Here is a 21,881-nt window from a genome sequence, read left to right on the forward strand (position 1 = left end):
TTAGTGGCTGCTGGCGGCAGGAGTAGGATGGGTGGGATGGGCAGAACTGGCGGGATATAGCCAGCGCAAGGGGCGCTCGACCCGCGCCGCCCAGGAACGTTCGTTATGGATGGCTGCATCAGCAGCATAGAATTCCAACTCCGTGTGTGCGCGATAGCCTTGTGCCAGCAAGGCGTCGCGCATTTTTTCTGTGTCTTCCAGACCATCGCTGCTGGTGCCGGCATCGAGGTAGAAGCGCACGGGCAAGTGAGCCGGCGGCTGGCGTACCAGCGCCTGCTGGTTCCACCAGAATGAGCCGGACAAGCTGGCTGCCATGGAAAACACCTCGGGACGGCGCTGGGCCATATACACCGAAGCGATGCCGCCCAGCGAAGAACCCATGATGGCCGTATGCTCGCGTTCGGGGCGGGTACGCAGGTGGGCATCGACCCACGGCTTTACGGTATCGGCAACAAAGGCCAGATAGGCATCGAGCTTGCCGCCGCCATGCTGTGGGTCGCAGCAGGGCGTGTACTCGGCGATGCGGTCAGCATTGTTATCGATACCGACGATGATCACGGGCGCCACCTCGCCGCTGGCGATCAGGCGGTCCATCACGCTGGCCATTTCCCATGCCGCACCGTAGGCCGCGCTGGCCGCATCGAACAGGTTCTGGCCGTCGTGCATGTACAGCACGGGATAGCGCTGCGCCGTAGCGCGTTCATAGCCGGGCGGCAGATAGATGCGTAGCTGGCGCTGGTTGCCTAGCTGGGGCGAAGCGATAGGCGCCGTGATCTGTACACTGCCTCGCGGCGGCAGCGCCGGCAACTGGGCTGATGTTGCCGCTGCTGCCGTTCTGCTCACCGTAGCGCTCTGGCCCGATGGCGTCACGGCAGCCGCAGCGCCGCTGTTTGTGGCGCGGCCCGTGCCGGGCGTGGCCGCAGCGGCCAGCGGCAGCAGGCGCAAGCCGTACAGATCGAAGCGGTTGGATGGCCCTTGTACGCCGCCCGCATCGGCATAGCTGCTATTACTTTGCAGGTAGCTCATGTTGTAAAAATCGCTGAGCTGCATGCGGTAGCTGCCGGCTTGCAGTTGCGCCGTCAATGGCGTGGACCAGCTCACGGCGGCATTGTGCGGCAGTTGCACCACACCTTGCGCCACGACGCGGCCGGCGTCATCGCTGAGCGTCATCCATTTGACGCCGCCGCTGATGCCCAGATTGATCTGGTGCGCCGCGTTGCGGTATTTCAGTTGCACGGCATAGCGGCCCGTCCGTTCTACCCGCAGCGCGCTGACGCTCAGCGTGTCGCTGCTGGCGCCCCAGTTGGCGATGCGGCCTTGTTCGGCGCTGATGCTGGACTGGAAGCGCGCATCATCGGCGGCGATTTCCAGCCCGCTGTGCAGGCAGACAGGCGGGGTGTGGTGGCTGCGCTGGCCGCTGGCCTGATGCACGGCTTCCATGCTGTAGCACAGATTGTCGGCTGCGCCTTTGCCCAGCAGCGGGGCACGGCGGTCGGCCCAGCTGCTGCTGGTGAGGCCTTGCACGGCCAGCCGGCCATTGCGGTAGACGTTGTAGCGCACGCCCTGCTGCGGCGCGCTGAAGTTCAGCGTAGGGAAGCCGAAGCTGCCCCGTGCCAGCGCTACCTGCTGCGGTTCGGCCGGTGCTGTCACGGCGCTGTCCTGTGCCAGCGGCGCAGCGTGCACGCGCTGAATTTTTTGCTGGCCGGCCTGCAGTGCGCCCAGCGTGATGACGATGTGGTTGTCGTCGGCCAGTGCGGCCCAGTCTATGCTGGCGCTGGCCGGCTGGCCATTCAGGCTGATGCTGGCCACACTGTAATAGCCTTCACTCTGGCTGGCAGCGGGCAGGCGCAGCGTGACCTGCAGCTGCTTGCCGCGCAAGTCCAGATGGCGCAGGCTGATGCTGTCGCTGCCGGCAAACTGTTCGCGCCGCAGCCGTGCCGTCACGAAGGGCTGTAGCGCGATGCCGTGCTGGGTAGTCTGTACGCCGAACACATTGCCGACCACCATGCCCAGATAGGCGCCCACCGACCAGAGTTGACGGCGCGAATTGATCACGGGGCCGCTGAGGTCTTTGCCATCGCGCTGGTCCTTGAGCATGGGCAGGCCGCTCAGCCATTCCATGTTTTCCATATTCGACAGATTGGTGGCGGCGCCGCGCATCAGGGTCTGGTAGGCGGCATCGGCCACGGCGCCATTGCCGGCCATGGCGGCGGCGCGCAGGCCGAAGGCGGTGACGAAGGGCCAGATGGCGCGGTTGTGGTAGATCGCCGTATCAGGCTGCTGCGGATAGATCACCGGCGCACCCATCGGGCCATGCGGATAGTGGGCCAGTATGCTGGCGGCCTGACGCTCATCGGCGATGCCCGTGATGATGGCCAGCGACTGGCCCAGCCAGTCGTATTTGTACAGTGCAGCACCATCGAAATGGCCAGCCGTGAGGCTGCTGTACATGCCGCTATCGGCTTGCCACAGATGCTGGTTGATCGCGCGTTTGAGTGCGGCTGCCCAGTCCTCATAGCGCTGCGCCAGCGCCGGCTGGTCCTGCTCGCGGGCCAGTTGTGCTGCGAGTGTGAGAGCCTTGTAATGAGCCGCATTGGTGGACAGCGCTTTGCTGCTGGCCATGCTGGCCAGATCGCCGGTGATCCACGGCGCATAGCTTTGCTCGCGCCAGTCGAGGAAGGATTGTTCGCCCGTGTACAGACCGTCGCCGCTGTCGTAGGCGGCCAGACGGTCGTTCTCCAGCGTGTTGGAGAGTGCGCGCAAGGCTGTGCGGGCAAAGGCGCGGCGCTCGTCCGGCGCCAGTGCCTTGAGCGCTTCGTCTGCACCGAAGGCCCAGCTGACCCGGTCCGTGCTGACCGGCCAGCTGCCGCCGCTGCCCGTATCCTGAATGATCTGCAGGCCGTCGCTGCTACCGGCCACCGTGCTGGCAGGCGTGATGCCGCTGCGGTAGCCGGACAGCTTGAATTCGAGCGAGTTGCGCACGCGGCGCGGGTCCAGCATGCCCAGCCCCAGCGCGGCTGCGTAGGACAGGTCGCGGGTCCAGACATAGTGCCAGTATTCGCCGGTCTCGAAGCAGTTGCAGCTGATAGGCTGGCCGCCGTTGTAGCTGCCGTCGCGGATCTGGCTGACGGAGTTCTGTGCCATTTCCAGACCGGCCAGCGTGAACAGCGCGTCGAAGCCCGGATTGCCGCTGCGGACCACGGGCTGGCCGGCCACTTCGCTATAGCTGATTGCCTGTTCGCCCACGCGCACCGGCATGCTGCTGCGCTGGGTGTAGCGGCGCAAATCGTGTTCCAGTGGGGTGACGCTGTATTGCACCGTATAAGGCGCGGCAGCAGGCACGGGATAGCTGACCGTCAGCGTGTCGGCTGGACTGCTGGCGGGGCTGGCCAGTACCGGCAATGCCGGCATGGACGACAGGGCCAGCAGGCCCAGCGCAGTGCGCAAGCTGGCGGCGAGGATGTGCGGGGTGGGCTTCACGGGGCGATCTCCAGTATCAGTGCCGAACGGGCCGGCAGGGTAAGCTGTGCACCGAGCGCGATACGCTGGCCGGTAATGATATCCGTACCGCTCTGCGCACCTTGCAGCATTTCCTGAAAACGCGCTGTGTCGAGTAGCGTTGCAGTGCGATTTTTATTCAATGCCACCATCACCTTGCGGCTGCCATCGTAGCGGAAGTAGACATAGGTATTCTGCTCCGGGCCGAAGTGCATGGTGCGGCCGTGGTGAATTACGCTGGCATGCTTGCGCCAGTTGAGCAGCTTCTTCAGATAGTCCTGCGCGGCCTGCTGCTGCGCTGTCAAGCCGGCGCCCGTAAAGGCGTTGATGCGGTCGCCCTGCCAGCCGCCGGGGAAGTCGCGCCGGTAGGAAGCATCGTCGCGCCCCTTGGTACTGCTGGACATCTGGATTTCTGTGCCGGCGTAAAACTGCGGGATGCGCGGTGCCGTAGCCACGAAGGCCAGCGCCATGCGGTACAACTGATCGTCTTCACCGAGTTCGCTATACAGGCGCGACATGTCATGGTTGCCTTCGAAAAGCACCAGATTGCCCGCATCGGCATACAGATAGTCCTGCGACAGCGCTTCGTACAGGCTGGTCAGGCTGTAGTCGCCATCATCGGGTGCGGCCAGTGCGCGGCGCAGCACGTCGGCCAGCGGGAAATCCATCATGCTGGGCATGTGCGATACGTAGCCGTTGGCATTGCGCTTGCCGCGCTGCCAGTGTGCGACCACGGGAATGTGCGGACTCCATTCTTCGCCCACCAGATTCAGGCGCGGATACTCGGCAATCACGGCGCCCGACCAGCGGCTCAGGAAATCTGTGTTGGAATAGCTGTAGGTATCCACGCGCAGGCCGGACAGGCCGGCATACTCGATCCACCATAGCGTGTTCTGGATCAAATAGCGCGCCACATGGGGATTGGCCTGATTCAGGTCCGGCATGCTTTCGACAAACCAGCCTTCGGTGAAGTTGCGCTTGTCCTGTTGCGAGGCATACGGATCCTGCACGGCGACGCGGTGGTGTTCGGTGGGGACGAACTTGCCCTGATAGGTCAGCCAGTCCGGCTCCGGCATGTCCTGCAGCCACCAGTGCTGGCTGCCGATGTGGTTGAGCACCACATCCTGTATCACCCCCAGCCCTTTGCTGCGCGCCTGCGCCACCATGGCGCGGTAGTCCTCGTTGCTGCCGTAGCGCGGGTCGATGCGGTAGTGGTGGGTAGCCGCATAGCCGTGATAGGAATAGGCCGGCATATTCGATTCCAGCAGCGGGGTAGGCCATAGCTGGGTGTAGCCCATGGCAGCGATGTAGTCGAGATGGTCGCTAATGCCGCGCAGATCGCCACCATGGCGGCCGGAGCCTTCGCTGCGCTGCGCCTGTTCGCGCATGTCCGGCGCGTTGTCGTTGGCCGTATCGCCATTGGCAAAACGGTCCGGCATGACCTGATAGATAGCGTCGGCACGGCCAAAGCCCTGACGCTGGGCCGAGCCTTGCACGCGCGCCTGCAGCGGATAGCGGTAGTGCAGCTCTGGGGCCGCCGCGCCGCGCACCTGCTCGCCGCGCGCACTGAATGTCAGGTCCAGTTCGCCGGCGCGGGCCTGAGCGCCGATGCGCAGATTGATGAACAGGTAATTGGGATTGGCCACCTTTTCGACGGAAGTGATCTGCACGCCCGGATAGTGCAGGGTGGGCTGTAACTGGCTGATCTGCGGGCCATGCACCATCAGCTGCAGGCTGCGCTCGTGCATGCCGGTCCACCAGCTCGGCGGTTCCATGTGATCGATGCGGTAATCGGCGCGGGCACTGCCCAGAGTCAGGCTGGCGAGGGCGGCCAGCAGCAGGCGCTTGTTCATGCAGTCTCCATTTTTAGATGAGTAGTCGTACTACAAGGCGTGTTTTTCTTTGTCTTTTGGCCATTTTGCTTTATTTGCCAATAGTTTGCGTCAAAAAGGTGCGCAAATAGTGGCCGAATAGAAAAGCAATTTTAGTCAAAATACAAAGTTTGCCCGATTTTTGTCTTCCAGCCACCCTCTGCTGGCGTGTTTAGTGCCATTTGAACGGATGGACGGTGAAAAATTCTTGCAGAAAAAAGTGGTCTTAGCTCGAAATCTGTAGTTCCACTACAAGTTTAACGCTATTGTCCTGTAGCCGAAATACAACGAGTCACCCTTGTTCGCTAGGGAAACCCGCTTGTATGCGCGTTTTAAGGCGTAGTCGGCCGTGCTTTTGTTTGACACAGAATCTAGTTTTAGTACAAAATTCTTTCCAGAACGTCTTAAGAACGTTGTTTTTCCTTGGATCCCGTGTAGTTTGAGACGCCCCGGCTTGCGGAGCGGCTGATGTTTGCGGGAATTATGTTTTGTGTCGTGTGTTGAGGGGACATTAAATGAGTATTTTCGCGAATAAGCGCCGTCAAAGCGCTGCGTTCCAGTTGAATCCAGTCGCAGCTGGCTGCGCTGTATTCCTGTCTATGATGGCGAGCAACGTCTACGCGCAAGAAGCTGCGCAAGGCGAAGCAGCTCAGGCTGCAGACGTAACGGCCGCTCAAGCCGACGCTAAATCGGCCGACGTACAGACCGTGGTCGTTTCCGGTATCCGGCGCGGTATCGAAGCAGCGATCTCGATCAAGAAGAATTCCACCTCCATCGTTGAAGCCATCTCCGCTGAAGACATCGGCAAGCTGCCGGATTCCAGCGTGGCGGAATCGATCGCCCGTCTGCCAGGCGTCACCGCCCAGCGTAGCCGCGGTTCGGGCAAGGCAGCCGACATCAGCGTGCGCGGTCTGGCACCGAGCTTCAACGGTACTCTGGTCAACGGCCGCGAAATGGCGTCGACCGGCAATGCCCGTAGCCCTGAATTCGATCTGTTCCCAGCGGAACTGATCGGCAGCGCCATGATCTACAAAACCCCGGACGCGACCGTGATCGGTCAGGGTCTGGCTTCGACCATCGACCTGCGCACCGTGCAGCCGCTGGACTTCGGCAAGCGCGTGCTGGCTGCCGGTATCCGCAACGAGCGCACCGGCGTGCGTTCCGGCTCGCCAGAAGGCGACGGCAAGCGCTACACCTTCAGCTATGTGGACCAATTCGCTAACCGCACTATCGGTGTGGCAGTGGGTATCACCAGCTACAAAGAAAACGGCGGCGGCCAGCAGAAATTCGAAGGCGGCGGCACCGAGACGGTAGACTACAATGGTCAGAAAGTAGTTGTTCCTTCCGGTTTCAAAGCGGATACCGAAACGTCGAAAAACAATCGCGATGGCGTTTCCGCCATGCTGCAATACCGTCCTAACAAAGACTTCAAGACTTCGGTCGATCTGTTCTACTCGGCCGGTAGCACCAGCCTGAAGAAAACCGGTCTGGAAGGTTCGATCGGCGGTTCGTGGGGCGGTTACGACCCAGTTGGTGTTCTGAGCAATGCCACCGTGCAGAATGGTGTAGTGACCAGCGGTACCTACAGCAACTTCAAGGGCGACGTACGTAACCACAAAGAATCGGCCGACGACAAACTGACGGCGATCGGCTGGAACACCCAGCTCAAAGTCGCTGACTGGACCCTGACCGGCGACCTGTCGCACTCGAAAGCCACCAAGAACGCCTCGCGTTATGAAACCACTGCGGGCCAGGCTGGTAATGTGCCTGCTTCGCAAATCGGCTCGCTGTCGTGGACCGGTTTCGACGGCAAAAACCTGGCAGGCATGAAGCTGACCTCGAGCTTCGACTACTCGAACCGCTCGCAAACCTTCCTGACCGACACCGACGGCTGGGGTGGTGGTCCTAACTCGCCACAGGCTGGCTATGTAGCGCTGCCTAACGTGGACGACAAGATCGATGCAATCCGCCTGTCCGGTCGCCAGCAAGTGGAATGGGGCCCAGTGGCTGCCGTGCAGTTCGGCCTGAACTACACCAAGCGTGACAAAGTACGCTACGGCGAAGAAGGTCGTCTGGTTGTGAAGGGCACCGGCGGCTACGCTACCGCAACCGTTCCAGGCAGCGAAGTGGCGACTGCAGGTACCACCGGCATTCCTATCGTTTCGTTCGACCCAACCGGCACTCTGGGTTCGATCTACACCATGGCTAAGTGGGTAGATGCAAGCGTGCTGGCGAAAGACTGGTCGGTATCGGAGAAAGTCACCACCGCTTATGCGATGGGTGATCTGGATGGTGCACTGGGTGGCTTCAACTACCGCGGTAACTTCGGTGCGCAGTTCGTGCACACCAAGCAGTCCACCACCGGTAACAAAGTGGCACTGGAAACCTGCACCGGCATTACGCCTGAAACCTGCCCATCGTCTGTGATCTCGGATGGCACTTCGTACAGCGACTTCCTGCCTAGCGCTAACGTATCCTTCGATCTGGGTAACGAACAGCAGATGCGTTTCGGCGTGGCTAAAGTGCTGGCCCGCGCTAACCTCGACGATATGCGTGCTAGCTCGGCCTTCGGCGTGAGCAAGAACAACACCGTACCTATCCTGACCGGTAGCGGCGGTAACGCCAAACTGGAACCGTTCCGTGCAAAAGCCGTGGACGTATCGTACGAGAAGTACTTCGGCAACAAGGGCTACTTCAGCGCTGCTGCCTTCTACAAAAAACTCGATACCTACATCCTGCGTGCGCCACGTGCGTTTGACTTCAAGAATCAGGTTACGGCTGCTACCCCGCTGCCAACCACCGGCCCATACGCTGGTTCGACGGTTGGTCTGCTGACCATCCCGACCAATGGCGACGGCGGCAACCTGCACGGCTACGAGTTCGCAGTCAACGTACCGTTCTCGCTGGTGTCGACCTATCTGGACGGCTTCGGTGCTTCGGCTAACTTCTCGAACACCGAGAGCGGTATCGAACTGCCAGCAGTTGGTTTCGCCACCCAGGGCGTAGGCAGCGTGAAGATTCCTCTGCCAGGCCTGTCGAAGCGCGTAACCAACCTGCGTATGTACTACGAGAAGAATGGCTTCCAGTTCGCATGGGCTGCCCGTCGCCGTTCGGACTTCCTGGGTCAGATCAGCGACTACCAGGACAACGCACAGCTGACCTTCGTAAAAGGCGAGACCATCATCGACCTGCAGGCTTCGTATGAATTCCAGCAGTCGTTCCTGAAAGGTCTGTCGGTCTACGTACAGGCTAACAACTGGAACAATACGCCTTACCAGGAGTACAACGGTGTTGATTCCAGCGCCATCTCGTACAAAACTGTGTTCGGTCGTACCTACCAGTTCGGTCTGACCTACAAGTTCTAACTCTCGCAGTTCAACGCATAGTTAGTGCTAACATCAACCCCGGTTCGCCGGGGTTGTTTCGTTTCTGGAGCTGGTTTTTTGAGGAGTAAGTTGGATGCAGCAGACTGCGATTAAAAATATCGTGATCGTCGGTGGCGGTACGGCGGGCTGGATGAGTGCCACGGCGCTGGCCACCATCCTGCGCGGGCAGTACAACATCCGGCTGGTGGAGTCGGATGAAATCGGCATCGTCGGCGTAGGCGAAGCCACCATTCCGATGATCCAGCGCTTCAATCAGGTGGCCGGCATCGATGAAGCCGAGTTCATGAAAGCCACGCAGGGCAGCTACAAGCTCGGCATCGAATTCGTCAACTGGGGCAAGCTGGGCGACCGCTATATTCACGGCTTCGGCATACTCGGTCAGGACCTGTGGACCGTGCGTTTCGATCAGTACTGGCAACGCATGCGTGCGCTGGGCAAGGCGCGCGAGCTGGATGAGTATTCGATCACGCGCATGGCGGCGCGCCACAACAAATTCATGCCCGCGCGGCCCGATCTGCCCAATTCGCCGCTGGCCGATATCGCCTACGCCTATCACTTCGACGCCAGCCTGTATGCGCGCTTTCTGCGCGGTGTGAGCGAACAGCGCGGCGTGCGCCGTACCGAAGGCAAGATCGCCAGTGTGGCGCTACGGCCCGATAACGGTTTTGTCGAAGCGGTGGTGCTGGAATCGGGCGAGCGTATCGAAGGTGATCTGTTTATCGATTGCTCCGGCTTCCGTGGTTTGCTGATCGAAGATGCGCTGAAGACGGGGTACGAGGACTGGTCGCACTGGCTGCCGTGCGACCGTGCGCTGGCCGTGCCGTGCAAGTCGGCTTCCGTGCTGACGCCTTATACCCGTTCGACTGCCCACACGGCAGGCTGGCAGTGGCGCATTCCGCTGCAGCACCGTACCGGCAATGGCCATGTGTATTGCAGCGCCTTCATGGATGACGCGCAGGCGCAGGACATTCTGCTGAAAAATCTGGATGGCGATGTGCTGGCCGAGCCGCGCCAGATCAAGTTCAAGACCGGCATGCGCAAGCAGGGCTGGAACCGCAATGTGGTGGCCATCGGGCTATCGAGCGGCTTCCTCGAGCCGCTCGAATCGACCAGCATCCACCTGATCCAGTCGTCGATTGCGCGCCTGCTGCAATTCTTCCCTGATAGTGGCTTCAATCCGCTGGAAGTGGCCGAGTACAACCGCCAGAGTCGCTTTGAATACGAGCGTATCCGCGACTTTGTGATCCTGCACTACAAGGCCAACCAGCGCGATGATTCCGAATTCTGGAAGCAGTGCGCCGCCATGCCGGTGCCGGACTCGCTGCAGCATAAGATTGATCTGTTCCAAGCGCGTGGCCGCGTGGTGCGCTTCGATAACGAGCTGTTTGCGGAGACGGGCTGGCTGCAGGTGATGCACGGCCAGAACCTCAAGCCGCAAGGCTATGATCCGCTGGCCGATCTGCTGCCGGTGGAAGAGGCGGAGAAGTATCTGGAGAGCATACGCGATGTGATCGCCCAGTGCGTACAGCACATGCCGAGCCACGCCGACTATATTGCGCAGCATTGCGCTGCACCGCGCCAGCCTATGCCGAAGTAATCCGGCACTGAAAACTGGCCCGTGACCGCAGCAGCATCGCGCTGCAGCGGCCACGGCTTCCGTCAGTCTGGTGCTTTACATCTTCTCGGCGGCGCACTGCGCTGCAATGTACTCTTCGTGCGTCGGCATGTGATCGACGCAGCGCTGCACCACATCCTTGACGTTGTTGAGGAAGGCTTCGATTTCCTCCGGCGTGCGCTGATCCACCAGCGGGTGGTAGCCCTTGCTGCGCAGGCCCTGACCATGCATCACCTGTATCCAGCTAGTTTCCGTGAACAGTTCGTCGCGCGACAGCAGCAGGCGGCCGTTGCTCTGGTACAGATCCATGCGACGCTGTAGCGTATCGGGTATCGGCATATTGCGGCAGTAGTCCCAGAACGGATCGCCGACGCGCTGATTGAGCTTGTAGTGCAGGATCAGGAAATCGCGGATGCCGATGTACTCGTCGTCATTGGCGCGGTTGAACGCGTCGATATCGGCCTGCTCGAAGCCCATGTGCGGGAACATCATGAGCAAACGGGTAATACCGGTCTGCACCAGATGGATACTGGTCGATTCGAGCGGCTCCATGAAGCCGCCGGCCAGACCGATGGACACCACGTTGCGGTTCCACGCCAGCTTGCGCTTGCCCGCCTTGAAAGTCAGGTGGCGCGGGTGGGCCAGCGGCTTGCCATCCAGATTATTCATCAGGATGTCTTCCGCTTCGGCTTCCTGCATGAACTGGCTGCAGTACACATGGCCGTTGCCGATGCGGTGCTGCAGCGGAATGCGCCACTGCCAGCCTGCCTTGTGGGCGGTGGAGCGGGTGTAGGGCAGCAGCGGGCTGACCGAGGCGCATGGCACGGCAATCGCGCGGTCGCACGGCAGATAGTGCGACCAGTCTTCGAAGCCCGTCTTCAGGGTTTCTTCGATCAGCAGGCCGCGGAAGCCGGAGCAGTCGATGAACAGATCGCCTTCGATGCGTTCGCCGCTATGCAGTACTACCGCTTCCACATAGCCGTCGCTGGCGCGTTGCTCCACCTTGACGATGCGGCCTTCGGTGCGGATGGCGCCACGGCTTTCGCTCACGCGGCGCAGGTATTTGGCATACAGCGAAGCGTCGAAGTGGAAGGCGTGGGAAATATCGGCCAGTGGCGAATCGCCGCTTTCGCGGTCGGCACGCATGAATTTGAACTGGCGTGCGGCCGCCGTGTTGATCGAGTAGTCTTCGATATTCGGCGCCTTGCCTTCCTGGTACATCTTCAGCCAGTAGTGGTAGAAGCGCGCCAGCATCTGGTCGCGCCCGATCACGCCGAAGCCATGCAGATAGGAGTCGCCCGGTTTGCCCCAGTTGACGAACTCGATGCCAAGTTTGAACGTGCCTTGCGTGTTGCGCAGGAATTCGTTTTCGTCGATGCCGATCAGGTCATTGAACCCGCGGATGACAGGAATAGTCGCTTCGCCTACGCCGATGGTGGAGATCTCATCGGATTCGATCAGGCGGATTTCGCAACCTTTGGAGATTAATGTGGACATCGCGGCGGCGGTCATCCAGCCCGATGTGCCGCCACCGACGATGACGACTTTTTTAACCAGTCCCAGACTCATTTTCACTCCGTTTTGTAAGCTGATGAAGCACCCGTTAATCGGGGTGCTTCATCATACACGCTGGGGTGATGCTAGTCTCGGACTGTCGCTTAAATACAGCGTCTGACGGCTACGCTGATGTTGGCATTTTTACTTCTTGGCAGCGGCTGCATAAGCAGCATTCTGGGCGTCCAGCCAGGTCTTCAGCGGTGCGAAATAATCAAGCAGCGCGCCGCCGTCGATACGCTCTTCACCCGAAATGGCTTTCAGCTCTTCTGGCCAGGGTTTGCTCGCGCCCATGGCCAGCATCTGCTGCAGTTTGGCGCCTGCTTTGGCGTTGCCGTAGATCGAGCAACGGTGCAGAGGCCCCGTGTAGCCTGCCTCGCGGCACAGCGCGCGGTGGAACTGGAACTGCAGCATATTGGCCAGGAAGTAGCGTGCGTAAGGCACGTCGGCGGCCACGTGGTACTTGGCGCCGGCATCGAAACCTGACCCTTTAGCATCCATCGCGACCGGGCGTTTCATGCCCATGTACTGCTCGCGCAACTGCCACCAGCTCTTGTCGAAATCAGCCGGTTTGGTCTTGCCGGCGTAGACATCCCAGCGCCATTTATCGACCATGTAGGCGAACGGCAGCATAGGAACTTTGCCCAGTGCGCGTTCCAGTAATTGACCTATATCTGCATCGGCATCCGGTGCCTGATCCATCAGGCCGATTTTCTGCAGGTAGTCGGGCGTGATGGACAGGGCAATGGTGTCGCCGATGGCTTCGTGGAAGCCGTCATTGGCGCCGCCGCGGTACAGGTAAGGCTGGCCCGTGTAGCCGAGGAAGTAGTAGACGTGACCGAGTTCGTGGTGAATCACGGTGAAGTCTTCTGCGGTCGGGTTGATGCACATCTTGATACGTACATCATCCTTCTCGTTGATCGGCCATGCCGAAGCGTGACACACCACATCGCGGTCGCGCGGCTTGGTGAACAGCGAACGTTCCCAGAACGACGCTGGCAGCTTCTGCATGCCCAGCGAGGTGTAGAAGCCTTCCGCATACTTGGTCATCTGCTTGGCGTCAGTCTTGCGCTCTTCCAGCACCTTGGTCAGGCTGTAGTTGCTGGCACCCGTAGCCGGTTTCAGGATCGGGTACAGATTGTTCCAGGTCTGGCTCCACATATTGCCGTACAGGTGGGCCGGAATCGGGCCTTCCATCGGCACCACGTCGGCACCATAGGTTTCGCGCAACTTGTAGCGGCTATAGGTATGCAGCGAGTCGTACAGCGGCTTGACCTGCTGCCACAGGCGTTCCATTTCGTTGGCAAAGGCATCGGCCGGCATGTCGTACTGCGAGCGCCACATGGCGCCCGTATCGACAAAGCCCATCTGCTTGGCGCCCTTGTTGGACAGGGCGATGTAATCGAGGTATTTGCCTTTGTACTCAGGCGACTGGGCGTGCCAGCCGGCCCACATTTCTTTCAGTTTGGCTTCGTCGCGGCTATTCGCCAGCACTTTTTCCATTTCGCCCAGCGCCATGCAGGCGCCCGCGCTGCCGTCGGCATTTTTCGGACAGTATTTGGCCTTGCCGTAGGCGCCGTTCAGGCCAGCCTGCAGGGCGGCGTATTGTTCGCGTTCTTTCGGGTTGGCGAACACCAGCGTCTGCTGCAGCAGCAGCAGTTTGCGGGCCGAGTCGGCCGGCAGTTTCAGGCCGTTGAAGCGGCGCGCTCCAATGGCGGCTTCACCGGAGGCGGTCAGATAGCGCTCGGCAAAGAAGGAGGCTATCGCTTCCGTATCATCGGTAATGAAATTGGAACCGACCCATGCGCCCTGCGCCTGTTCGTTATTCAGTTTATTGAGTTTGGCTTCCGTCTCGCTGAGGAAGCGCTCGGCTTCGGCAACGGTCGGTTTCTGGGGGGGGGCGGCCAGCACGGTGGTGCTGGCGGCTGACGTGGCGGCTAGGGCCAGCAGCGTGCTGATAATTTTTGGTGTCACAGGCATCTCCCTTGGTGGTCTTGTCATTGCACCGGATGTAACCATCCGATGGGCGGCAATGATACACCTACAGCGGGGTCAGGTCGGGCGTTGGCGCAGAGCTCGCTTTAAAAATTAGCGAGCTCTGCGCCAACGCCCGACCTGACCCCCGGTGTTTATAAGCTGATGCTGACGTTGCGGCTGGCGGCGCCGCTGGCTGGCATGGCTACGCTCAGTACTTTGCTGCTTTCGTCCCACACGAACATCATGGCTTTGCCATCAACGCGCACTACGGAAGGCGCGCGCGTGACATTGTGCACCTGCAGCGCGATGCTGCGGTCTGGTCGCTGATACTGCTTGCCCGCTTCGGCGCTGACGCTGATGGTCAGCTCGCGGCCCTGCAGTTTGCTGGCGAAGTTGAGCAGCTCGTACTGACCCTGTTCATAGGCGTTGGCAGTGGCGCCATCGTCGTCATACAGCTTGCCGCTGCCGGCGCTGACGCTGGCATCGTGGTAGTAGTGCAGTTCGATGTGGCGGGTGTTGTAGTCGCGCGTACTCTGCACCACTTTGGCCATGGGGATGAAGGCGCCACCGCGCACGTACACGGGGATATGGTCCGCTTCCAGTTTGACGCTGTCGCTCATGCCGCCGGCATGTTTGGCGCCCGTGTAGAAGTCGAACCATACGCTGCGCGCCGGGAAGTAGACCTCGGCCGCGCTGGCGCCCTTGGCCAGTACCGGCGTCACCAGCAAGTCCTTGCCCCACAGGTAGGTGGACGACATGGCATACACCTTGGCATTGCGCGGCTCTTCGTACAGCATGGGGCGCATCAGCGGCAGGCCGGAGCGGTGATTGTCGAAGGCCAGCGTGTAGTTATAGGGCAGCAGGCGGTAGCGCAGACGGATCGCCTCGCGCGCCAGCGCCTTGGTGGCGTCATCGCGGTAGACGGGTTCCGGCGCTACATCGTCCTGTGCGTGCGGGCGGAAGATGGGCTGGAACACGCCATACTGCAGCCAGCGCGCATACAGTTCGTTGTCGAGTACAGGGTTGGCAAAGCCGCCCAGATCGGAGTGCATATAGGCGGCGCCCTGCATGCCCATCTGCAGCGCGATTTCCGGTTGCGAGTGCAGGCCGCCCCAGCTACGGTCCACATCGCCCGACCATGGAATGATGCCGTAGCGCTGGGTGCCCGAGTAACCGGCCCGCATCAGGATGAAGGGGCGCTCCGTCGGGTAGTCGCGCTGATAGCCTTCCGCCACCAGTCTGGCCCACTGGTGGCCGTAGATGTTGTGCACTGCCTCGGCGCTGCCGGTGGCGTGCTGCATGGCGGCCGGATGGACTTCCGGCTCACCCAGATCGCCCCAGACGCCGGCCACGCCCTGCTGGTGCAGGCCCTGGTAGATATTCCAGAGCCAGTCCTTGCCGGGCTGGCCGAAGATGTCGATCAGGCCAGTGTGGCCGAAGTAGAAGTCATAGGCCAGCGCAGCGCCGCTCGCATCGGTGCCGAGGATTTTTTTATCCACGGCTTCCTGCCATCGGGCCGAAGTATCGACGATGAACGGTTCGGTAATCACCACCGTCTGCACGCCCTTGCTGCGGAAGTCGCTGATCATGCCGGCCGGGTTGGGGAAGTTATCCTTGTCCCAGGCCAGATTGCCCATGGTGCCTTTGACTTCTTTGCCGAACCAGAACAGGTCGAACACGATGGCGTCGAGCGGAATATCGTCCGCAATGAATTTATTCACGGTGGCGCGCGCGATCGCCTCATCGCGGTAGCCGAAGCGCATGGCGAAATTACCCAGCGCCCAGCGCGGCGGCAAGGGCTGCCGGCCCGTCAGGCTGGTGTAGCTGGCGATCAGGTCTTCCCAGCTGTCGCCGGCGATCACCTGATAGGTCTTGCGCCCGCCCGTGGTTTCATAGCTCAGGCTATTGTCCTTGCGGCTGTCGAAATCCAGATAGCCCGTCTGCGGATTATCGAAGTGCAGCGCATACATTTTCGACGACAGGGCCAGCGGCATGCCATAGCCCATCTGGGTGGAATGCTCGCCATAGCCGTAGTGGGCCTTGTTATACAGCGTGAAGCGCTGGCCGCGGCGGTTCATGCCGACGGCGCGCTCGCCGGCGCCATACAGGGCTTCATCCTTGTCGAGCGCGAATTCGATGGCTTCCAGCGTGCGCGCTGCGCCCTGATGGATATCTTTGCTGCCGTGAGCGGGATCGTCCTGCTTTTTCATATAGCCATGCTTTTCCGCGACCAGCTTGCGGCCCTTGTAGGCGTAGCTGATCTGGAAGGGAGCCTTGGTGATGGTCACTTGCATGCCACCGGCCGTGTATTCGAGGCTGCCCGCTTTGCTGGCCAGTGTGGTTTTTATGCCCGCCGGCGCCAGCACCACGGCATGCGAGGCCGGGTCGGCCGCTGCGCCATGCGGCACAAACGTGGTTTCGACTATGCTGGCCGTGTAGGGCTTGATCAGGTAGCGGCCATCGCTGGTGCGCACTTCCAGCACGCCGTCGTGCTGGCTGGCACTTTCGAACTTGCGTTCGGCATTCTGCGCCAGTGCGCTATGGCTGCCCAGCAGGGTTAGCGGCAGCAGGGCGGCAAGGCGGGTCAAAGGTGGTTTTTTCATGTAGTCGGGTCGTCTCGAAATGGTCCGTGTTTATGTTGTTTGGCTACATTTAAGCAGGGATTTTTACGGTGAGGTTGGCTTTTTTCCTGTATTTTACCTTGGGTTCTATCATTTGACACACATCAGGCGCCGTGTTATTTTGCTACAAATCTCAAAATAGTCGGGGACACGCCGCATGCACACTTCCACCAGTAAGCCCATACTGTCGTTCTGGCAGTTATGGAATATGAGCTTCGGCTTTTTCGGCATCCAGTTCGGCTTTGCGCTGCAAAATGCCAACACCAGCCGCATCTTTTCCACCCTTGGTGCGAATCCCGACGACCTCTCCCTGTTCTGGCTGGCCGCGCCCGTTACGGGGCTGCTGGTGCAACCCATCATCGGCTATTTGAGCGACAACACCTGGCACCCGACTTGGGGCCGCCGCCGTCCGTTCTTCTTTGTGGGCGCCTTGCTGGCCTCGATCGCTCTGTTCCTGATGCCGAATTCCACCGCGTTGTGGATGGCCGTAGCCGTACTGTGGCTGATGGATGGCGCCATCAACGTGTCGATGGAGCCGTTCCGCGCCTTCGTCGGCGACAAGCTGGGGCCATCGCAGCAGACTGCTGGTTTCGCCATGCAGACCTTCTTCATCGGCTGGGGCGCCGTGATCGCGTCGCTGCTGCCGACCATCTTTGCCGACTATCTGCACGTGAGCAATGTGCCCGTCAACGGCGCGATTCCCGATACCGTACGCTATTCCTTCTACAGCGGTGGCGCCATCTACATGCTGGCCGTGCTGTGGACTGTGCTGACGGCGAAAGAGACGCCGCCCGATGACCTGGAGGCTTTCCGCGCCGAGCAGCGCCGCACCAAGGGTATGGCCTTCGCCCTGCGTGAAATCATGGGTGGCTTTACCCGCATGCCGGCTACCATGCTGCAACTGGCGGCAGTGCAGTTCTTTACCTGGATTGCGCTGTTCGCGATGTGGATCTACACCACTTCGGCCATAGGCGAAAACGTGTTCGGTACGGTCGATGCCCAGTCTGCCGCCTATCAGGAAGCGGGCAACCGCGTGGGCGTAATGTTTGCCGTGTATAGCGGTGTATCGGCACTGGCCGCGTTCATCCTGCCTATCTTCGCGCGCTACACCAGCCGTAAATTCGTCCACATGAGCTGCCTGGTCATCGGTGGCGTGAGTCTGTTCAGCCTGTATGCCATCCATGATGTGAACCTGCTGTATGTGCCGATGATAGGTGTGGGCATAGCGTGGGCCAGCATCCTGACCATGCCGTATGCGATACTGGCCGGCGCTCTGCCTGCCAAACGCATGGGCTACTACATGGGCGTGTTCAACTTCTTCATCGTGATTCCGCAGATCGTCAGCGGCTTGCTGCTGGGTTTCGTCACCAAGCACCTGTTCGCCGGCCACACCGTGCAGACGGTGATGCTGGGCGGCGTATGCATGATCGTGGCCGGTGTGTTGACCCTGATTGTGCGCGACAACGCAGAACCGGTAGGCCAGTAAGGTAATATTGTTCGCATGATCACTCTCTGCGCTGCGGCTCTGGCCCGTCCGGGCTAGTGCGGGCGGCGTCGATGGTGCCTGCAATCTGCCCTACCCATGCGCGGAGCGAACATGAGCATACAAGTCCGATCTACTCTTCCATTCGCGGGCCAGCGGCCCGGCACTTCCGGCCTGCGGAAAAAAGTCACGGTTTTCCAGCAGCCCGGCTACCTCGAAAATTTTGTCCAGAGCGTGTTCGATACGCTCGGCGATTGCAGCGGCCAGACGCTGGTGCTGGGCGGCGATGGCCGTTACCACAACCGCGTGGCCGTGCAGACCATCTTGCGCATGGCCGCAGCCCATGGCTATGCGCGCGTGCTGGTGGGGCAGGGCGGCATCCTGTCCACGCCTGCCGTCAGTTGCGTGATCCGCAAGCATGGCGCCATGGGCGGCATCGTGCTGTCGGCCAGCCATAATCCGGGCGGCGCCGATGGCGACTTCGGCATCAAGTACAACATCGCCAATGGCGGCCCCGCGCCCGAGAGTGTGACCGAGGCGATCTACCAGCGCACCACTACTATCGGCAGCTACCGCATCAGCGATGCGGACGAGATAGACCTGAGCCAGCCGGCCAGTTATCAGCTCGAGCAGATGGCGGTGCAGGTGATAGACCCGGTGGCTGATTATGCGGAGCTGATGCAGCAGCTATTCGACTTCGATGCCATGCGGGCGCTGTTTGCCGGTGGCTTCCGCATGTGCTTCGACGGCATGCACGCCGTCTCCGGGCCGTATGCGCTGGCCATACTGGAAGGGCTGCTGGGCGCGCCGGCCGGTACGGTGATCAATGCCGTGCCGCTGGAAGACTTTGGCGGCCACCATCCCGACCCGAATCCCGTCAACGCCGCGCAACTGATCGCCATCATGGCGGACGATGACGCGCCTGATTTTGGCGCTGCGTCGGATGGCGATGGCGACCGCAATATGATCGTCGGCCGCCGTTTCGAGCTGACCCCGTCCGATAGTCTGGCCGTGCTGGCGGCGAATGCGACGCTGGCACCGGGCTACCGTCAGGGACTGGCCGGCATCGCCCGCTCCATGCCCACTTCGCGTGCGGCCGATCGGGTGGCGGATGCGCTGGGAATAACCTGCTACGAGACCCCCACCGGCTGGAAGTTCTTCGGCAACCTGCTCGATGCGGGCAAGGCGACCCTGTGCGGCGAGGAGAGCTATGGCACGGGCTCCAGCCATATCCGTGAAAAAGATGGGCTGTGGGCTGTGCTGTTCTGGCTTAACCTGCTGGCCGCCACGGGCAAACCCGTGCAGCAACTGGTCGATGAACACTGGGCCCGCTTCGGCCGCAACTATTATTCGCGCCATGATTACGAAGCCATCGACGCCCATGCTGCGAGCGAGCTGATGGCGTCGCTGCGCATCAAGCTGCCATCGCTGGCCGGCCAGGACCTCGGCAACTACGTGGTCGATTATGCCGACGATTTTGCCTACACCGATCCCGTCGACGGCTCCATCTCGACCGGGCAGGGCGTGCGCATCGTCATGACGGACGGTTCGCGCATCGTGTTCCGCCTGTCCGGCACGGGTACGGAAGGAGCCACGCTGCGCGTCTATCTGGAGCGTTACGAAGCCGACCCCACCTACCACCATCTGCTCACGCAGCAGGCCCTGTCCGCATTGATACTGATCGCCGAACAGGTGGCCGGTATCAGCGGCTGGACCGGCCGTGCGCGCCCTAGCGTTATCACCTAAACTCACTACAGGACGACAGCATGAAATTGACACCTCTCGCACTCACAGTGGCTCTGGCACTGGGTAGCAGCGCCCTTGCTACGGCGGCGCCGCAGGCAGTACCGGCGGCAGCGCGGGCAGCAGCCCGGCCATTCTCGTGGGATAACGCGACAGTCTATTTCCTGCTGACGGACCGCTTCAACAACGCTAACCGCGCCAACGATCTGGCTTATGGCCGCAAGGCCGATGCAGCGCCGCTGCGCGGTTTCATGGGCGGTGATCTGGCTGGTATCACGGCGAAAATCCGCGCCGGTTATTTCACCAGTCTGGGCGTGAACGCGATCTGGCTGACGCCACCCGTGGAACAGATCCATGCCGGTACCGACGAAGGCACGGGCAAGTCCTACGGCTTCCACGGCTACTGGGCCGCGGACTTCACGGCTATCGATGCCAATCTGGGTACGGAGCAGGATTTCCGCGAGCTGGTGGAAGCGGCCCATCAGCGCGGCATCCGTGTGCTGCTCGATGTGGTGATGAACCATACGGGGCCGGTGACGGAAGCGGATCCCGTATGGCCGGACGAGTGGGTGCGCACGGCGCCGACCTGCACCTACAAGGATGCGGCCAGTACTATTAGCTGCACGCTGGTGAAGAATCTGCCTGATGTGCGTACCGATAGCGATACGCCGGTAGCGCTGCCGCCTGCGCTGGTGGCCAAGTGGCAGCGTGAAGGACGGCTGGAGCGCGAACAGCGCGAGCTCGACGAATTCTTCGCCCGCACCGGCTATCCGCGTGCACCACGCTACTACCTGATGAAATGGCATAGCGACTGGGTGCGCAAATACGGCGTGGATGGCTTCCGTGCCGATACGGTAAAACACGTGGAAGCGCCCGTGTGGAAGGAGCTGCGTACGGTGGCCGATGCGGCCTTCGAAGACTGGAAGCGCGCCAACCCCACCAAGAAGCTGTCGGACGAGCGCTTCTACATGACGGCGGAAGTGTATAACTACCGGCTGGCGGACGGCCAGCTACATGATCTCGGCGGCGGCCACAGCGCCAACTACTACCAGAACGGCTTCGATAGCCTGATCAACTTCGGCACCGTGGCCGATGCCGAACAGGATTACGAGAGCATGTTCAGCCGCTACTCGGCCATGCTGCATGGTGGCGCGCTGCAGGGCTATTCGGTGCTCAACTATCTGGCTTCGCACGATTTCGACCGCCCTTACGATGCGGCGCGCCAGCGTCCGTTTGTGACGGCCAACAAGCTGCTGCTGGCACCCGGTGCAGCGCAGATCTACTACGGCGACGAAACGGCACGCCGGCTCGACGTGGCCGAAGCCGTGGGCGATGCCAAGCTGCGCTCGTTTATGAACTGGGATGAGCTGAAACAGAATGCTCAGCGTGACGGCTACCGCGTGGCGCAAGTGCGTGCGCACTGGGCCAAGCTGGGCCTGTTCCGGCAGGCCCATATCGCCGTGGGGGCTGGCGTGCACCAGCAACTGCAGGCGCAGCCCTATGTCTTTAAACGCACTTACAGCAAGGGCGCGCTACAGGACAAGGTGGTGGTGGCGCTCGATCTGCCGACCGACCGCAGCACCAGCATTGCGCTGCATGGCGTGTTCGCCGACGGTGCCAAAGTGCGCGACTACTACAGCGGCAAAACTGCCGTGGTTCGTCACGGTCAGGTCAACTTCGGTACGCGCAATGCGGTACTACTGATAGGGCAGGATTGAAGCGCGGCTAGTTGGATTTACCCCGACGCGCTTACTGGACCGTGATCATCACGGTAGACGGCAAGCTATCGAGCTTGCCGTCATTGACGATCAGTGTCGCCACATACACGCCGGGCACATCGGGATTGAAGGTCGGCGTAGCGACTTTGGAGTTGAGCAGATAGGCCACGCTATTGGCCGGCTTGGACAGGGTCCACAGGTAGGACACCAGATCCTGGTCGGCATCGCTTGCCGTGCCATTCAGTTTCACCGACGTCCCCACAGTCACCACCTGCGCCGTACCGGCACTGGCAACAGGCGCATGGTTGGAAGGCGGCACGTAGTCGCCGCCACCGCAGGCGCAAAGTAACACTGACAGGAACAGGGCTGCTGCGTAGTGGTGTCTCATCACGATCTCTTTCCGGATCCATAGGGA

General features: G+C 61.1%; 11 protein-coding genes. 5 read left to right on the plus strand and 6 right to left on the minus strand.

Features of this window, described 5'->3' with window-relative positions; all coding sequences use genetic code 11:
- Both GM655_RS02920 and GM655_RS02925 read right to left on the minus strand, forming a co-directional pair.
- Entirely contained in the window at positions 1 to 3,480 is a 3,480-nt protein-coding gene (locus GM655_RS02920) for an alpha/beta hydrolase-fold protein (protein WP_371866695.1), read from the minus strand.
- Entirely contained in the window at positions 3,477 to 5,351 is a 1,875-nt protein-coding gene (locus GM655_RS02925) for a glycoside hydrolase family 13 protein (RefSeq protein WP_155433112.1), read from the minus strand. Before GM655_RS02925 ends, GM655_RS02920 begins: the two co-directional genes overlap by 4 nt.
- A 617-nt stretch (positions 5,352 to 5,968) precedes the next feature.
- On the opposite strand from GM655_RS02925, the gene GM655_RS02930 reads away from it, so the two are divergent.
- Both GM655_RS02930 and GM655_RS02935 read left to right on the plus strand, forming a co-directional pair.
- On the plus strand, positions 5,969 to 8,734 hold the full coding sequence (locus GM655_RS02930) for a TonB-dependent receptor (RefSeq protein WP_229632348.1): 2,766 nt from the start codon (positions 5,969 to 5,971) through the stop codon (positions 8,732 to 8,734).
- A gap of 94 nt (positions 8,735 to 8,828) precedes the next feature.
- Entirely contained in the window at positions 8,829 to 10,352 is a 1,524-nt protein-coding gene (locus tag GM655_RS02935; RefSeq protein WP_155433114.1) for a tryptophan halogenase family protein, read from the plus strand.
- A 75-nt stretch (positions 10,353 to 10,427) separates the two neighbouring features.
- Here the strand turns inward: GM655_RS02935 and GM655_RS02940 are convergent, their stop codons facing one another.
- From GM655_RS02940 to GM655_RS02950, 3 genes are all read right to left on the minus strand, one after another.
- The gene (locus GM655_RS02940; RefSeq protein ID WP_155433115.1) at positions 10,428 to 11,939 is read right to left on the minus strand and encodes a tryptophan halogenase family protein; all 1,512 of its coding nucleotides are present in this window, start codon (positions 11,937 to 11,939) and stop codon (positions 10,428 to 10,430) included.
- A 129-nt stretch (positions 11,940 to 12,068) separates the two neighbouring features.
- Complete coding sequence (locus tag GM655_RS02945; protein ID WP_155433116.1) at positions 12,069 to 13,904, minus strand: M2 family metallopeptidase; 1,836 nt, start codon at positions 13,902 to 13,904, stop codon at positions 12,069 to 12,071.
- A gap of 149 nt (positions 13,905 to 14,053) precedes the next feature.
- Positions 14,054 to 16,504: a TIM-barrel domain-containing protein gene (locus GM655_RS02950; protein WP_155433117.1), complete on the minus strand. Its 2,451-nt coding sequence runs from the start codon at positions 16,502 to 16,504 to the stop codon at positions 14,054 to 14,056.
- 175 nt (positions 16,505 to 16,679) lie between these two features.
- Here GM655_RS02950 and GM655_RS02955 point away from each other — a divergent pair, with 175 nt between their 5' ends.
- From GM655_RS02955 to GM655_RS02965, 3 genes are all read left to right on the plus strand, one after another.
- Positions 16,680 to 18,008 (plus strand): MFS transporter, encoded by a 1,329-nt coding sequence (locus GM655_RS02955; RefSeq protein ID WP_155433118.1) that lies wholly within the window; start codon positions 16,680 to 16,682, stop codon positions 18,006 to 18,008.
- Between the two features lie 111 nt (positions 18,009 to 18,119).
- On the plus strand, positions 18,120 to 19,751 hold the full coding sequence (locus GM655_RS02960) for an alpha-D-glucose phosphate-specific phosphoglucomutase (protein ID WP_155433119.1): 1,632 nt from the start codon (positions 18,120 to 18,122) through the stop codon (positions 19,749 to 19,751).
- Positions 19,752 to 19,771: 20 nt separating this feature from the next.
- Positions 19,772 to 21,466: an alpha-amylase family glycosyl hydrolase gene (locus GM655_RS02965; RefSeq protein WP_155433120.1), complete on the plus strand. Its 1,695-nt coding sequence runs from the start codon at positions 19,772 to 19,774 to the stop codon at positions 21,464 to 21,466.
- Between the two features lie 31 nt (positions 21,467 to 21,497).
- Here GM655_RS02965 and GM655_RS02970 read toward each other — a convergent pair whose 3' ends face one another.
- On the minus strand, positions 21,498 to 21,854 hold the full coding sequence (locus GM655_RS02970; protein WP_155433121.1) for a PKD domain-containing protein: 357 nt from the start codon (positions 21,852 to 21,854) through the stop codon (positions 21,498 to 21,500).
- Between the last annotated feature and the right edge of the window lie 27 nt (positions 21,855 to 21,881).

The sequence above is a fragment of the Pseudoduganella danionis genome (assembly GCF_009720775.1).
GTDB lineage: Bacteria > Pseudomonadota > Gammaproteobacteria > Burkholderiales > Burkholderiaceae_D > Rugamonas > Rugamonas danionis.